This window comes from Campylobacter sp. RKI_CA19_01116 (genome assembly GCF_025771405.1).
In the GTDB taxonomy this organism is placed as follows: domain Bacteria; phylum Campylobacterota; class Campylobacteria; order Campylobacterales; family Campylobacteraceae; genus Campylobacter_D.
Genome location: NZ_JAKMQF010000001.1, coordinates 81,840 through 96,193 on the forward strand (window position 1 = coordinate 81,840; position 14,354 = coordinate 96,193).

Here is a 14,354-nt window from a genome sequence, read left to right on the forward strand (position 1 = left end):
GCTAAAATTTAGCTTTAAAATGCTATAATATAGTAAATTTTACTAAATAAAGGTTAGATTATGAAAGTTATGGTGATACAAGGACCAAACATCAATATGCTTGGTGTGAGAGAAACTCATATTTATGGCAATATGAAAATGGAAGATATCCATGAGCAAATGAAGCAAGCTGCAAAACAAGCTAATGTAGAGATTGAGTTTTTTCAAAGTAATTTTGAAGGTGAGTTAGTTGATAAAATTCAAGAATGCTTAGGCAGTGTAGATGGAGTGATTATTAATGCAGCTGCTTATGCACACACTTCTATAGCAATCCGCGATGCGATTGCAGCGATTAATATGCCTGTGATTGAAGTGCATATTAGCAATACTTATAGAAGAGAAGAATTCAGACAAAAAAGCATGATAGCGCCAGTTTGTGCAGGTAGTGTGGTAGGTTTTGGTCCTTTTGGTTATCATATGGCTTTAATGGGACTTTTCCAAATTTTTGATCAAATCAATGCATATAAAGCAGCTCAAGCAAAAGCACAACAAGCAAATCAATGAATTTTATCTTAAAAAACGAAAATGCACTTTTTTATGAGTGTGGCTATTCTTGCGATAATGCTTTGTTTTTAAAACTTGAAGATCAAGCTTTTTTTATCACTGATGCAAGATATAGCTTTGAAGCTAGTGAAATGATAAAAAATACTAAGGTGGTTTTAGCACAAGATCTTTTTGCTAGTGCTAGAGAGCTTTTAGAAAAAGCAGAAATTGATAGGGTGAGTTTTGACCCAAAAGACTTTAGTTATTTTGAATTTAAAGAACTTAGTAAAAGTGCAAATATCGTTTTTGAAGAAAAATTAGACTTGAGTAAAAACAAACGCATTATAAAAAATGCCAAGGAATTGCAACTTTTGCAAAAGGCTGTAAATTTTGGTAAAGAATGCTTTGAAGAATTTGCTAAATTTATCAGCCAAGAAGGTTATGGAAAAAGCGAAAAAGAATTACATTTTAAAGCATGTGAAATTTTTCAAAAAAAAGGCGCTTTAGGACTTTCTTTTTCACCTATTGTAGCTATTAACGAAAATGCGGCTAAGGCACACGCTTTACCTAGTGATAAATGTTTAGAATATGGAGATTTGTTATTAGTTGATGCGGGTGTAGTTTATCAAAGGTATTGTTCTGATCGTACAAGAACGGCTTGTTTTGATGAGAGTGGTATAGTATTTGATAAAAATAAGCCAAATTTTAAAGATAAAGAAATTGTGCAAATTTATGAAGTGGTCAAGCAAGCTCAGTTTCAAGCTATTGAAAAAGCACGCGTTGGTATGATGGCAAGGGAGCTTGATTTTATCGCAAGAGAAGTGATTAAAAATGCAGGTTTTGAAAAAGAATTTATTCACAGCTTAGGGCATGGAGTGGGGCTTGATATACATGAGTTGCCAAACATTAGTCCAAGAAGTGATTATGAACTAAAAGAAGGTATGGTATTTACCATTGAACCTGGAATTTATATCAAAGATAAACTAGGCATTAGGATAGAAGATATGGTCTATCTTGATAAAGAAAAGGCAGTGGTGTTATAATTTGCTGGTTAAAGGAGCTAGAAGGTTAGAAAAAATTCGTTTTTTTCCTTTTTATTCAAATGCAGATAAAAAAGGAAAATACATAGCCATTATAGGACTTGGAAGCAATATAGAAGATGAAAAAAAACGCTTTCGGAGTTTATTTAGGCTTTTAATGCAAGATAAACGCTTGCAAGTATTGCAAACATCGCCATTTTTGATTAATAAAGCTTTTGGCTTTGAAGAGCAAAAAGACTTTACTAATGCAGTGATGGTTGTAAGTACAAGTTTGCACGCAAGAGCACTTTTAAAAGTTTTGTTTTTTTATGAGTTTAAATTCAAAAGAAAAAGAACTTTTAAAAATGCTCCTAGAACGCTTGATTTGGATTTGTTGTATTTTTCAAAAAAAGCGCGTAAAGATGAGTATTGCACAGTGCCTCATGTGGGGGTAAATGATAGAATTAGCGTAACTTTGCCTTTGGGCTTGTTAAGATAAGGAAAAATATGGGACAATTGATTCATACTTTTACAGTTGAAAGCACAGATGAGATTATACCTAAGGTTAAGCAAGATTATGGCGATAAGGCTTTGATAGTAACTAATAAGCAAATTCGTCCAAAAACTATCAATCAAAAACCTTTATACGAGGTTATAGTAGCGATTGAAGAAGCTGATTATGAAGAGCATTTAAAACAAAATAATTTACCTATGCCACCAAAGAAAAAACCAAACACAGCAAGTTTTCCTGAGGCTAAAATTCAAGCACCAAAACTTGAAGATGAAAAAAAAGAAGAAGATGTAGTGCTTGATTTTTCTTCAAAAGCTAAGCAAAAACCTATTAATCCTTATTTAAATACAAGCAAAAAAGATGATAATTTTTTAAATTTAAAAAACAAACTTTCTCAAGTTAGTTCAGAAATTAGCAAGGTTTCAAATTATCAAGATTTTTCTATGCCAAATCCAAATTATGATAAAAAAATAGAAGCTTTTGAAAAGCAAATGAATAAGCTTAATGATAAAATGAATTTGCTTGTGGATATGATGTGGGATGATAAGGCAGATTTACGCAAAGAATTAGCTATACCACCTGAGTTTGCAAGTATTTATAAGCAAGCTAAGGCAAGTGGCATGCAAGAAGCGCATTTAGAAGCGATTATGAAGGCGACTATTGAAAATATGCCAAGCACTATGAAAGCAAATCAAGAAGCAGTGCAAAGGTATTTTTACTCACTTTTGCGTAATATGCTTCCATGTCGTTTAGAAAGTGAAATTAAAAAGCAAAAAATCATGATGTTAGTAGGCCCAACAGGAGTGGGTAAAACTACTACTTTAGCAAAGCTTGCTTTTCGTTATGCTTATGGAGATAGACGCTATAAAACCGGTATTATCACGCTTGATACTTATAGAATAGGTGCGGTAGAGCAACTTTTCCAATATGCTAAGATGATGAAGCTTCCTATTATTGATAGTATAGAACCAAATGACTTAGATGATGCGATTAGAAGTTTAAATACTTGTGAGGTTATTTTAGTAGATACAACCGGAAATTCACAGTATGATAAGGTAAAACTTGAAAAAACAAAAGAATTTTTATCGCATTCTAATGCACAAATTGATGTGAATTTAGTGCTTTCAGCAAATACAAAATATGAAGATTTATTAGAAACTTATAACAATTTTTCATTTTTAAATATAGACACTTTAATCATTACAAAATTTGATGAAACAAAAGTATTTGGAAATGTGTTTTCTTTGCTTTATGAAACTAGCACTCCGATGAGCTTTTTTTCCATAGGTCAAGAAGTGCCTGATGATATAGAAGTGGCTAATAGTGACTTTTTAGTGCGTTGTGTGTTAGAAGGTTTTAGAAGGGATGAAAATGAGTAATCAAGCAGAAAAATTAAAAGATCTAGTAAAAAATGAAAACTCAAATGTAAAACATACTCATTTTATCGCAGTTACTAGCGGTAAAGGTGGGGTTGGAAAAAGTACTTTTAGCGCAAATTTGGGCAACATCCTAGCTAAAAATGGTTATAAAGTAGGGCTTTTTGATGCAGATATAGGGCTTGCAAATTTAGATGTGATTTTAAATGTGCGTGTGGAAAAAAACCTTTTACATGTTTTAAAGGGTGAATGCTCGCTAGAAGATATTTTAATAGAAGTAAAGCCAAATTTATGGCTTATCCCAGGTGAAAGTGGCGATGAAATTTTAAAATATAATGATAAAAATATTTACGAGAGATTTTTAAATCAAACAAGTATTTTAGATGATTTAGATTTTTTAATCATTGATACAGGAGCAGGCATTGGTGGTAATATAGGAAATTTCTTAGAAATATCTGATGAGGTTATTGTCATCACTGTGCCTGATCCTGCTGCGATTACCGATGCTTATGCTACTATAAAAACCACTTCAAAGACTAAAGAGAATTTATTAATGGTGTTTAATGTTGTTAAAAATGAAAATGAAGCTTTGAGAATTTTTGATAATATTAAAAAAGTAGCAGATATTAACATTAAGCATAATTTAAATTTAGAATTTTTAGGATTTTTAGGTCAAAGTAAAGATATTAGTTCTAGTATTAAAAAAAGAACTTTATTTAGCGATGATGACACTAATGCAAGTGATGAGCTCAAAGCCATAGCTTCTAAGCTTTTGTATAGGTTGGAACAAAAAGTGCTTAATAATGTGGGAGATAAAAGCATTATGAGTTTTTTCAAAAAGCTTTTGGATCGTTTTTAGATTGAGGGAAAAAGATGAGACCAGAGAATTTTGTTGCTTTTTTTACTGTTTGTGGTTTTTTTATAGGATTAATGTTTACCATAGTTAATATAGAAGATGCAGTAGAGATAGTTGTATATACTTGTTTGATTACTTTTGTATTTTATGTTTTAATCCATATAGTAATTATGATTTTTGTAGATGTTAATAAAATTAGCGGTAGAAGCTTTAATAAAGAAAAATATGAAAATGAAAACAATAGTTTTATAGCAGAATTAGCCGCAAGAGAAAAGAAAATGGATTACTTGCTTGAAAAACTTCAAGAAGAGCGTGAAGACCTTAAAAAGCTTGAAAGCTCTTCAAAAAGAAAAGTAAAACATGCAGCCGCATAATGCCTATGCTTCTACGCTAAAAAAAGAACAAGATGACTTAGTCATCTCTTATATGCCAGCATTAAGAGCTATGGCTTTTAGACTTAAAGAGCGTTTGCCTGCTAGCATTGATGTAAATGATTTAATCAGTATCGGTGTAGAGGAAATGATCAAACTCTCACGCCGTTATGATAAAGAACAAAATGATAATTTTTGGGGCTTTGCAAGAAAAAGAGTTAATGGAGCTATGCTTGATTATCTAAGAAGCCTTGATGTAATGAGTAGAAGTAATAGAAAAATCATCAAAGATATTGATGCTATTATAGATGAGTTTTATCAAGAAAATGAAAAAGAGCCTGATGATGAGTATTTAGCACAAAGACTAAATTTAGAAGTAGAAAAGGTAAAAGAAGCAAGAGCAGCTCATGCTATATCGCTTGTTATGCCTTTGGATGAACAGCTAAATTGCTTTAATGATAGCAATATCATAGAGCAAATAGAAAAAGAAGAATTAATAGAAAAAATCAACGCAGTTTTGGAAGAATTTAAAGAAAGAGAAAAGCTTGTAATACAGCTTTATTATTATGAAGAATTAAATTTAAAAGAAATCGCAGAGATTTTAGAGATTAGCGAGTCAAGAATTTCACAAATTCATAAGCGTTTGCTTAAGAAGATTCGAGAAAGGCTAGTTTAATGGCTGAGATACTTTCCCAAGAAGAAATTGATGCTCTTTTAGAAGTTGTTGATGATGATAGTGATGAAAGTGCAGCTTCTTCGAAATTAGAAGAGCTAGAAGATAAAAGAGATATAGTAGTATATGATTTTAAGCGTCCAAACAGGGTTTCTAAAGAACAACTTCGTTCTATTAAAGGGATTCATGATAAATTAGCAAGAAATCTTGCTTCGCAAATTTCATCTATGATGAGAAGTATAGTTGAGATTAAACTTCACTCGGTGGATCAAATGACTTATGGTGAGTTTTTAATGTCTTTGCCTTCGCCAACAAGCTTTAACGTTTTTTCAATTAAACCTTTAGATGGAAACTGCGTTTTAGAGATTAATCCAAGCATTGCTTTTCCTATGATAGATAGACTTTTAGGTGGTCAAGGAGAGAGTTTTGATACCTTAAGAGAGCTTACAGAAATCGAGCTTAATTTGCTTGATTCTATTTTGCGTATTATTATGCAAAGACTTAAAGAAAGCTGGATGAATGTTACTGAAATTTATCCAAGTGTTGAAGCAAAAGAATCAAGCCCAAATGTTGTGCAAATTGTTTCTCAAAATGAAATTGTTATCATGGTGGTAATGGAGATTATCATCGGAAATTCAAGTGGTATGGTAAATATTTGCTATCCGGTTGTGCATTTGGAAAGTATTTTGAGTCGTTTGGCAAATCGTGATATTATGATGGGTGAAACTTCGGCTAAAAAATCAAGAAATAAAGAACTTAAAACCTTGATCGGTCGTGCTGAGGTAATTTATGAAGCTATGCTTGGTAAAACTTTTATCAATGTAAATGAATTTTTAGATTTAAAACAAGGAGATATTTTAAAGCTTGATAGAAGTGCAGATGATAAAGCTATAGTGGCTATTGATAAAAAAGAAGTATTTTTAGCTCAAGTGGGGCTTCATAGATTTAGAAAGTCAATTAAAATCTTAGAACTTATCAAAACTGATAAAGATGAGATTAAAGAAATGCTTGAAAAATATGAAGATGAAAGAAGAGCAAAAGCAAATTCGTATGATGATAATGAAGAACTAGAAGAGGAAGACGATGATCAATGATTTTTTAGGCATATTCGTCAATGAATGTGTAAGTACAATAGAAGGTTTAACAGGAAAAAGTGCTGAATTTAGTGAGTATTATGAGTATGATGTAAATTCTCAAGATTCTATGACTCCACCATTAGTTAGTGCTACTTTTAGTGTTAATAATGAAATGAAAATCAAAATCCTAGCCAGTGCAGTTTTAATGAGTGCAATTGGTGAGTGGATGATGGGAGAAGAAGAAATCTCCAAAAACAGTGAGCTAAATGAAGATGAAATGGATGCAGCCAAAGAAGCTATACAAAATATCATCTCAGCATTTTCTACAACCTTAGGCGCGCAAAAAGAAATTCCAAAAATGGAGTTTAGTCTAGAAAATTGTGAATTTGTTGCAGATAGCTTAGAACTTGGTGGTTTTCATAAGCTATATTTATACAATGTAAAAATAGCTGATTTAGAAGAAAAAATTTCTTTGGTTTTTGATGAAAAAATTTATAAGATTTTAACCAAAACTGACTTAGAAGAAATCGTAGCAACAAATGAAGAACATACACAAGATCATAAAGCCTTGGCTAATGTAGAAGAGCTAAGAAATATCGGTTTGATCATGGATGTACGCTTACCTATAAGAGTGCGTATAGGTAGTAAAAAAATGCTTTTAAAAGATGTTTTAACCATGGATATAGGTTCGGTTATCGAGCTTGATCAATTAGCAAACGATCCTTTAGAAATTTTAATAGGTGATAAAAAAATTGCTTATGGGGAAGTAGTTATTGTAGATGGAAACTTTGGAGTGCAAATTACTGAGATAGGCTCTAAAAAAGAAAGATTAGAACAGCTAAGATGAAAGAATATATCATTGAAGATATTGCCTATCTTAAAGAATTAGAAAAAATTCAAAAAGGCATAACTTTTTTTGGTTCTGCACGCTTAAAAGAAGATAATGAGTATTGTATTTTGGCTTCAAAATTAGCCCAAAAGTTAGCAGATCTTGGTTATAGTATCATCAGTGGTGGTGGCGGTGGTATTATGCAAGCTGCAAATTATGGGGCTATGCAAAGTCAAACTTCACACTTAAAATCTTTTGGATTTAATATACATTTACCATTTGAGCAAAAAGCAAATGACTTTTTAGAGTATAATATCACTTTTAAGAGCTTAGCCATTCGCAAAATGGCTCTTATTCAAAAGAGTCTAGCTTTTGTGATTTTCCCAGGCGGCTTTGGAACATTAGATGAATTTTTTGAAATTCTTACTCTTAAACAACTTAGTTTTAAAAAGGATGTTCCTATTATTTTAGTTGGGCAAAAATTTTGGCAACCTCTTGATGAATTTATCAAAACTTCTTTACTAGGACTTGGAGCTATATCTAAAAATGATGAGTTAAAGTATAGTATAAGTGATGATTTGGATGAAATTATAAGAATGATAAAGGAAAAAGATGAAAATTCTTGTTGCAATGAGTGGGGGTGTAGATAGTACTGTAACTGCTTATAAGTTAAAACAAGCAGGACATGAGATTATAGGTTGTTATATGAAGCTTCATGGAAAAGCTAATTATCATGAAGAAAATATACAAAAAGTTGAAAAAGTTGCTAAATTTTTAGATATCAAATATCATATTTTAGACTTACAAGAAGATTTTAAAAATCAAGTTTATATGCCTTTTGTTAATACCTACAAAGAAGGAAAGACGCCAAATCCTTGTGCTTTGTGTAATCGCTTTATCAAGCTTGGTAAGCTTTTGGAATTTGCTAAGAGTTTGGGTTGTGAGAAATTAGCCACAGGTCATTATGCAAGGATAGAAAATGGTTTGATTAAAACTGCGGTTGATGAGAGTAAGGATCAAAGCTATTTTCTAGCAAATGCAGATAAAGAGGCTTTGGAGTATTTGATTTTTCCTCTTGGAGAGATGAAAAAAGAAGATGTAAAAAAATTTGCTTCTACAATCGATGTTTTAAAATCTTTTGCAACACAAAAGGAAAGTTCTGAGATTTGTTTCGTGGAAGATACTTATGTGCAAGTTTTAGATCAGTTTATGGATACTAAAATTCCAGGTATTGTAAGAGATAGTAGTGGAAAAGAAATAGGAAAACACGAAGGTTATATGCACTATACCATAGGTAAAAGAAGAGGTTTTGAGGTACGCGGGGCTCATGAGCCACATTTTGTATTAAAAATTGATCCTAAAAAAAATGAAATCATAGTAGGTAAAAAAGAAGAGCTTAAGATAAGTGAGTTTAATCTTGAGAATATTAATTTATTTATCGATGCTAAAGAGTTAGATTGTGAAGTAAAAATACGCTATAGATCAAGATCAACCCCATGTAAAGTTTTGATTAATGAAGATAAAAGTGCAAAAATCATCTTACAAGAGCCTGTTTATGGGCTTGCTAGCGGGCAAATGGCAGTATTTTACGATAAAGATTTAGTGCTTGCAAGTGGATTTATAAATTAACGCTAAAGGGTTGCACCCTTTTTTGGCGTTCATCCTTTATACTAACTTTTTTTAAAAATTAAAATTATTTTATTGTAATAAAAAATAAGAAAATTGTAGTTGAGGTTTTTCTAAGATAGATTAAGTAAATCTTATCTTAGAAAAATTATATTGCATTTGATAGGTTGATTTTATTCAGTCATATCAACAATTGCTCCACGATCTTCACATCTTTCTTTATTCCATTTTCTTGTATCACATGCTCCATAAACTATTTCATGTTTATTCAAATCGCCATTTTTATAGTTAATATAAACAACATCTCCATATTCTATTTCGCCTCTTGCAACATCTCCTAGCAATCCATCTTGTTCTATTTTAATACCTTCAAAATCTTCAGCTACTTCAGGGTGTTTTTCTTTTAAAGCATTTAAATCAACATCTTTAAGGCTTTTTATCACAACATTAGAGCCATAATCTTTTTTTAAAGTTTTAATGAATAAATCATAACCACCTTTAGAACCTCTACTTGGATCATATTTATAATCTACTCCATTAGCACATGCTATAAAAGAAATTAATGCTAAAGCACCAAACATTGTTTTTTTAATCATTTTTTATCCTTTTCGTTTTAGTTTGTGAAGTTTATCATAAATGAAGTTAAATCAAAAAATTACGAATTAAAATATCTCCATAATGCTTATATCAAACCATAAAAGATCAAATTTAAGTAAAATTCCATAAATCACAGCACTAAATAATCCTGCGAAAATTCCTGCTAAAACATCATCTAGCATTACGCCTAAACCACCTTTGGTTTTTTTGTCGATTTTACCTATGATAGAAGGTTTTGTGATATCAAAAAATCTAAATAAAACAAAAGAAAGTAAAAAAGTAAAAACACTTTGCCCGCAAATTGCCAAAGCTAAGAACACTCCTACAACTTCATCTATTACAATATGCTTATCATCGTGTATACCTGTTTGTTTTTCGTATTGATCGATGATTTTTATAGAGATTAAAAAAAGCAAAATTGCAAGTAAGATCAAAGTTCCTATACCCAAATACCTTAAAATAAAAAAAGCAGGGATTAGCGCTGCTATTGTGCCAAAAGTTCCTGGAGCTTTATTAACACTACCTGAATAAAAAAAAGTTAAAAATAATTTTTGCATGATTACACCATATATGACATTTGATGGAGTTTTATAAGTTGCTCATAAAATTCTTTATCGCCTCTATATTCTAAAATACCATGCGTAGGGAAAAGATTGCTATAGATATTTTGTTTATTATGGAAACGATTTGGAAAAAGCTCTGATAAAATCAAAGCAGAAATTTCTCTTCTTATAAAAACTGCTGGTGGAATGATACCAAGTCTGAGTAAATTTTTTAAAGAATCGCCATGATATTTCATATGATGATGAGCTCCATGTGGACATGATTTGGTGCTTACTATCATTTTACACTCATCACAAAATACAAATTCAGGAAGTATGGTTACTTCTATATTGTAATCTTTTGCAAAATCATCAAGTACAGTAAAGGCTCTGTTTTGATTAAAATACATTCCAAGCCCTGCGTGATTTTGTCCTACAAAAAGTTTATTACAATCAAAACTTTTAGCCAAAGCACACTCAAGTACCGGATTTAAATGCGAGGCAAAAATTTTGATATTATGTAAAGGTATAAGCAAAACCCTAGAAGATGGTAAATAATTTTGCGCAAAAACATCAAAGCAACGCTTTTTAAGTTTTAAACTTAAACCATTACTTTCATAAGATTCTATAAGGAAAATAATTACTAGATCAGATTGCTCTATAGCCCATCTTAAAATTCTCTCATGCGCTCTATGAAAAGGATCAAAGCTTGAAACAATAGCAGTGATATTAGAAGGGTTTAATCTTTTTTTGATTTTTTCAAAATCTTCTTTTATAGCCTTGATACGATTGTGATAAATTTCAAATTCACCGCTAATGCAAATTTCTCCAAAATCATCAATCAAGCATGTATTAGGTGTAAAAATATCATTAATGTTTTTATCGTTTTTAAATTTACTTTCTAAGATGATGTGGCCTACTATTTGATCATTACATACAAAATCTATTTTGTCTTTAACTTTGGCATTTTCTATGATTTTTTTGTTTTCATTGTGTGGAGCAAAAGTTAAGGCATAGGGAAATTTATATCCGTTTATTGCTTCATTTTTTAAAAATTCATCTCTTTCTTGTTTGTTCATCAATTTTGTAAAAGAACCAAAAATTCCTTCTTTAATGAAACATAAAACTTCGTATTCTTCTTCTGAGATTATAATGCTATTTTTTCTTTGTAATGCCATATTTTTTCCTTTTTTCCCATAAAGATTTTCTTGAAATTCCTAATTTTTTGGATAAATCCGTATCAGGAAAGATATTTTGATAACTAATGATAATATGCTTAACATAATCATCAATGGTTAAAATTCCATTACTTTCAAAACTTTTTTCATCTTCACCTAGCTCTAAAATTTGAAAATTGCTATGCTCAATATTCGTACTTGTATGTATAATAACAGCCTTTTTTAAAGCAAGGTTTAGCACCTTTTCTTTTTCTAAAGGTTTTAGGGTTTGAAAATTAACCAAATAATACAAAGAATTGTCTTTGAAAATTTTATCTAAATTTTGCTGGTGTGAAAGATCTATATAAACATTTGCGATGTTGTGTTCGTTAGTATAATTAAATACAAAATGATCAGCAAAAATTTGATTATTAGTTTTTAAAATCAAAGGTAATTTGAATTTTTTATAATCAAAAGTTGGTAGTTTTGCTGTTTCAAATTTATGTTTTAAATATGCTTGATAGGTGCTATTTAGCATAGTGATTTTTTTAAATTCTTGAAAATGCTTAATCTTGCGCATTAATTCTTCTATCATGAAAGGTTTTTGTATGTAATCACTAGCACCAGATTTTAAAGGAGCTAAAACAGTATCTGAACTTATGTAAGATATGAGTAAAATAATGATTTTATGCTTAAAAATTTCTATAATATGTTCAAAATTAGCCATACTAGTAGAAAGCAAAATGATTTCATAATCATGATGAGTCAGCTCATTAACATTTGCGATAATATCACAATCATAACCTATAGAATTAAGCTTTGATCCTATGCTTTGGGCTAAATAAAATTCATTTTCTACTATTAAAACTTTCATAATTTCATCCAATCAAAATATTTTAAATTTACACTTGCTAAAACAGCAATCCCTTCTTTCCTTCCTACAAAACCTAGATGTTCTGTAGTGGTGGCTTTGATATTGATTTTATTTGGTGTGGTTTTTAATGTTTTAGCGATATTAAAAGCAATAGCTTCTTTAAAATCTTTCATTTTAGGTGTTTGGGCTATGATGGTAATATCAGCATTTACAAGCTCAAAACCATAATTTTGTACCAAAGTATAAGCATTTTGCAATAAAAGCATAGAATCAGCGTTTTTATACTGCATATCATTATCTGGGAAAAGTTCGCCAATATCTCCAAGCCCTGCTGCACCCAAAAGCGCATCAATTAGCGCATGAGCTAATACATCTCCATCAGAATGAGCTTTTAAACCCATATTTTCATGCACTTTTACTCCACCCAAAAGCAAGGCTCTTTGCTCTCCAAATTCATGTACATCAAAGCCATTTCCATTAAAAATATCCCAAGAAGGTTTTGGTAAATTTAAGCTTTTTAAATCTTCTTTAAAGGTAATTTTTTTAGCTAACTCATCACCTTGCACATACCAAATTTTACCACCAATAGCTTGTATAGCTGTGCTATCATCAGTGAAATTTGAGCTTTGCTCTAAAGCTTGTTTTAGCATACTTGTGCGCGAAAGTTGAGGGGTTTGTATGAGTTTGATTTTATCTCTATCGATAGCTTCTTGAGCATAAATTGTAGTATCACTTACTTTTAAAACAGGTGTAATACAATCAGCTTTGTCATGATTTTCTATGATATTGTTAAAAAGATTTTTAGAAATCAAAACTCTTGCAACATCACTAACTAAAACATATTCACTCTCAACCATACTTAAAGCATTGAGTAAAGATTGTGCTCTAGTTGTACCACCTTGAACAAATTTATATTCAGGGGCAAATTTTTTCATATAAGAAATATTACCAGAAGTAACAACTATTTGTTTAAAAGGATAAAAAGAACTTAAATTTTTAGTAGCATAAAGCCATAAGGGTTGTTCGCCTAGTCGTAAAAACTGCTTTTTTACCGGAGCATTAAATCTTGATGATTCTCCCGCAGATAGCATAATCAAGGAAATATCTAACATTTGTTACACCTTAATTTCTTATTAATGTTACGATATTATACACAATAAAAGCCAAAATTTATATTTATGTTAGTAGAATTAATCATTTTAAATAACAAGGAGAAAAATTGAAGGAAAAAATCGAAGAAAGACTAAAACAAGTTATATATCCAGGCTTTAAAAAAGATATAGTTAGTTTTGGTTTTGTAAAAAAAATTGAAGCAAATGAAAATCAAGCTCATATAGTAGTTGAAATTGTTTCAGCTAATGCTCAAATCGCACAAGAGCTTAGACTAAACATCGCAAATGCTTTAAAAGATTTAAATTTAGAGCTTAATTTAGAAATCATTCAACCAAAAATTCCTGAAGAAAAAAGCAATTCAAGAAGTGGTAAAAATATCGCTCCACAAATTAAAAATTTCCTTATGATTTCAAGTGGTAAAGGTGGGGTAGGTAAAAGTACTACAACTTTAAATTTAGCGATTTCTTTAGCTAAAATGGGTAAAAGAGTAGGACTTTTAGATGCAGATATTTATGGGCCAAATATACCAAGAATGCTAGGTGAGAGTAAAAGCAAGCCTGAAATTGTAGGTCAAAAAATTCGTCCTATTTTATCTCATGGGGTTTATATGATGAGTATGGGTGTACTAATAGAAGAAGGTAAAGGTTTGATGTGGCGTGGCTCTATGATCATGAAAGCAATTGAACAACTTTTAGCTGATGTGCTTTGGCCTGAACTTGATGTATTATTGCTTGATATGCCTCCAGGAACTGGTGATGCACAAATTACCCTAGCTCAAAGTGTGCCAGTGAGTGCGGGTGTGTGCGTAAGTACTCCTCAAGTAGTGTCTTTAGATGATAGCAAAAGAGCGCTAGATATGTTTGAAAAATTACACATTCCTGTTGCAGGTATTATAGAAAATATGAGTGGCTTTTTATGTCCTGATAATGGCAAAGAATATGATATCTTTGGTAAAGGCACCACAGAAGAAATGGCAAAAGCTTATAAGTGTGAAGTTTTAGCTCAAATTCCTATCGAAATGAGTGTAAGAGAAGGTGGAGATAGTGGTAAGCCTGTAAGTTTTTATATGCCTGAGAGTGTAAGTTCAAAAAGATATTTGCAAGCTGCTGAAAAAATCTGGGAATTTATAGAAAAGGTTAATCAAGAAGGTAAAGTAGATAATTCAGCTATTCAACCTGTAATGAATGGCAAAAGTGCGTGCTCGCAATAAGG

At 31.0% G+C, this 14,354-nt stretch carries 17 protein-coding genes; 12 read left to right on the forward strand and 5 right to left on the reverse strand.

Annotated features, from left to right (window positions below):
• Positions 1 to 60: 60 nt before the first annotated feature.
• From aroQ to mnmA, 11 genes are read left to right on the forward strand one after another with little or no spacing between them, the layout of a single operon-like run.
• Positions 61 to 543, forward strand: a complete 483-nt coding sequence (aroQ, locus tag L8U41_RS00455; protein ID WP_039625266.1) for a type II 3-dehydroquinate dehydratase — start codon at positions 61 to 63, stop codon at positions 541 to 543.
• A complete protein-coding gene (locus L8U41_RS00460; RefSeq protein ID WP_263727512.1) occupies positions 540 to 1,565 on the forward strand; it encodes a M24 family metallopeptidase in 1,026 nt (341 codons plus the stop codon). Before aroQ ends, L8U41_RS00460 begins: the two co-directional genes overlap by 4 nt.
• Before the next feature lies 1 nt (position 1,566).
• Positions 1,567 to 2,040, forward strand: a complete 474-nt coding sequence (gene folK / locus L8U41_RS00465; protein ID WP_263727513.1) for a 2-amino-4-hydroxy-6-hydroxymethyldihydropteridine diphosphokinase — start codon at positions 1,567 to 1,569, stop codon at positions 2,038 to 2,040.
• An 8-nt stretch (positions 2,041 to 2,048) separates the two neighbouring features.
• Positions 2,049 to 3,431 (forward strand): flagellar biosynthesis protein FlhF, encoded by a 1,383-nt coding sequence (gene flhF / locus L8U41_RS00470; RefSeq protein WP_263727514.1) that lies wholly within the window; start codon positions 2,049 to 2,051, stop codon positions 3,429 to 3,431.
• Positions 3,424 to 4,287, forward strand: a complete 864-nt coding sequence (gene flhG / locus L8U41_RS00475; RefSeq protein ID WP_263727515.1) for a flagella biosynthesis ATPase FlhG — start codon at positions 3,424 to 3,426, stop codon at positions 4,285 to 4,287. Before flhF ends, flhG begins: the two co-directional genes overlap by 8 nt.
• 14 nt (positions 4,288 to 4,301) lie before the next feature.
• A complete protein-coding gene (locus L8U41_RS00480) occupies positions 4,302 to 4,658 on the forward strand; it encodes a hypothetical protein (protein ID WP_039617428.1) in 357 nt (118 codons plus the stop codon).
• Entirely contained in the window at positions 4,645 to 5,331 is a 687-nt protein-coding gene (locus L8U41_RS00485; RefSeq protein WP_039627867.1) for an RNA polymerase sigma factor FliA, read from the forward strand. Before L8U41_RS00480 ends, L8U41_RS00485 begins: the two co-directional genes overlap by 14 nt.
• Positions 5,331 to 6,422: a flagellar motor switch protein FliM gene (gene fliM / locus L8U41_RS00490; RefSeq protein ID WP_039667962.1), complete on the forward strand. Its 1,092-nt coding sequence runs from the start codon at positions 5,331 to 5,333 to the stop codon at positions 6,420 to 6,422. The genes L8U41_RS00485 and fliM overlap by 1 nt, the downstream gene beginning before the upstream one ends.
• A complete protein-coding gene (gene fliY, locus L8U41_RS00495) occupies positions 6,412 to 7,251 on the forward strand; it encodes a flagellar motor switch protein FliY (protein WP_258107826.1) in 840 nt (279 codons plus the stop codon). Before fliM ends, fliY begins: the two co-directional genes overlap by 11 nt.
• Positions 7,248 to 7,883, forward strand: coding sequence for a TIGR00730 family Rossman fold protein (locus L8U41_RS00500; protein WP_263727516.1), 636 nt, complete (start codon positions 7,248 to 7,250; stop codon positions 7,881 to 7,883). The genes fliY and L8U41_RS00500 overlap by 4 nt, the downstream gene beginning before the upstream one ends.
• Positions 7,846 to 8,862 (forward strand): tRNA 2-thiouridine(34) synthase MnmA, encoded by a 1,017-nt coding sequence (gene mnmA, locus L8U41_RS00505; RefSeq protein ID WP_263727517.1) that lies wholly within the window; start codon positions 7,846 to 7,848, stop codon positions 8,860 to 8,862. The genes L8U41_RS00500 and mnmA overlap by 38 nt, the downstream gene beginning before the upstream one ends.
• A 170-nt stretch (positions 8,863 to 9,032) precedes the next feature.
• Here mnmA and L8U41_RS00510 read toward each other — a convergent pair whose 3' ends face one another.
• From L8U41_RS00510 to L8U41_RS00530, 5 genes are all read right to left on the reverse strand, one after another.
• Complete coding sequence (locus L8U41_RS00510; protein WP_214125055.1) at positions 9,033 to 9,455, reverse strand: hypothetical protein; 423 nt, start codon at positions 9,453 to 9,455, stop codon at positions 9,033 to 9,035.
• Positions 9,456 to 9,521: 66 nt separating this feature from the next.
• Positions 9,522 to 10,013 carry a phosphatidylglycerophosphatase A gene (locus L8U41_RS00515; protein ID WP_133319620.1) on the reverse strand — a complete coding sequence of 164 codons (492 nt, stop codon included), beginning with the start codon at positions 10,011 to 10,013 and terminating at the stop codon, positions 9,522 to 9,524.
• Between the two features lie 2 nt (positions 10,014 to 10,015).
• Positions 10,016 to 11,176 (reverse strand): sulfate adenylyltransferase, encoded by a 1,161-nt coding sequence (locus tag L8U41_RS00520; protein WP_263702684.1) that lies wholly within the window; start codon positions 11,174 to 11,176, stop codon positions 10,016 to 10,018.
• A complete protein-coding gene (locus tag L8U41_RS00525) occupies positions 11,154 to 12,029 on the reverse strand; it encodes a response regulator transcription factor (RefSeq protein ID WP_039667971.1) in 876 nt (291 codons plus the stop codon). Before L8U41_RS00525 ends, L8U41_RS00520 begins: the two co-directional genes overlap by 23 nt.
• Positions 12,026 to 13,141: a bifunctional 2-C-methyl-D-erythritol 4-phosphate cytidylyltransferase/2-C-methyl-D-erythritol 2,4-cyclodiphosphate synthase gene (locus L8U41_RS00530; RefSeq protein ID WP_263727518.1), complete on the reverse strand. Its 1,116-nt coding sequence runs from the start codon at positions 13,139 to 13,141 to the stop codon at positions 12,026 to 12,028. The genes L8U41_RS00525 and L8U41_RS00530 overlap by 4 nt, the downstream gene beginning before the upstream one ends.
• A 107-nt stretch (positions 13,142 to 13,248) precedes the next feature.
• Between L8U41_RS00530 and L8U41_RS00535 the strand changes: the two genes are divergently transcribed.
• Positions 13,249 to 14,352 (forward strand): Mrp/NBP35 family ATP-binding protein, encoded by a 1,104-nt coding sequence (locus tag L8U41_RS00535; protein WP_263663592.1) that lies wholly within the window; start codon positions 13,249 to 13,251, stop codon positions 14,350 to 14,352.
• Positions 14,353 to 14,354: the final 2 nt, after the last annotated feature.

Bases quoted from the DNA above. Each gene is read 5' to 3' on its own strand.
- aroQ (WP_039625266.1), top strand. From the start codon at position 61: ATGAAAGTTATGGTGATACAAGGACCAAACATCAATATGCTTGGTGTG.
- L8U41_RS00460 (WP_263727512.1), top strand. From the start codon at position 540: ATGAATTTTATCTTAAAAAACGAAAATGCACTTTTTTATGAGTGTGGC.
- flhF (WP_263727514.1), top strand. From the start codon at position 2,049: ATGGGACAATTGATTCATACTTTTACAGTTGAAAGCACAGATGAGATT.
- flhG (WP_263727515.1), top strand. From the start codon at position 3,424: ATGAGTAATCAAGCAGAAAAATTAAAAGATCTAGTAAAAAATGAAAAC.
- L8U41_RS00480 (WP_039617428.1), top strand. From the start codon at position 4,302: ATGAGACCAGAGAATTTTGTTGCTTTTTTTACTGTTTGTGGTTTTTTT.
- L8U41_RS00485 (WP_039627867.1), top strand. From the start codon at position 4,645: ATGCAGCCGCATAATGCCTATGCTTCTACGCTAAAAAAAGAACAAGAT.
- fliM (WP_039667962.1), top strand. From the start codon at position 5,331: ATGGCTGAGATACTTTCCCAAGAAGAAATTGATGCTCTTTTAGAAGTT.
- fliY (WP_258107826.1), top strand. From the start codon at position 6,412: ATGATCAATGATTTTTTAGGCATATTCGTCAATGAATGTGTAAGTACA.
- L8U41_RS00500 (WP_263727516.1), top strand. From the start codon at position 7,248: ATGAAAGAATATATCATTGAAGATATTGCCTATCTTAAAGAATTAGAA.
- mnmA (WP_263727517.1), top strand. From the start codon at position 7,846: ATGAAAATTCTTGTTGCAATGAGTGGGGGTGTAGATAGTACTGTAACT.
- L8U41_RS00510 (WP_214125055.1), bottom strand. From the start codon at position 9,455: ATGATTAAAAAAACAATGTTTGGTGCTTTAGCATTAATTTCTTTTATA.
- L8U41_RS00515 (WP_133319620.1), bottom strand. From the start codon at position 10,013: ATGCAAAAATTATTTTTAACTTTTTTTTATTCAGGTAGTGTTAATAAA.
- L8U41_RS00520 (WP_263702684.1), bottom strand. From the start codon at position 11,176: ATGGCATTACAAAGAAAAAATAGCATTATAATCTCAGAAGAAGAATAC.
- L8U41_RS00525 (WP_039667971.1), bottom strand. From the start codon at position 12,029: ATGAAAGTTTTAATAGTAGAAAATGAATTTTATTTAGCCCAAAGCATA.
- L8U41_RS00530 (WP_263727518.1), bottom strand. From the start codon at position 13,141: ATGTTAGATATTTCCTTGATTATGCTATCTGCGGGAGAATCATCAAGA.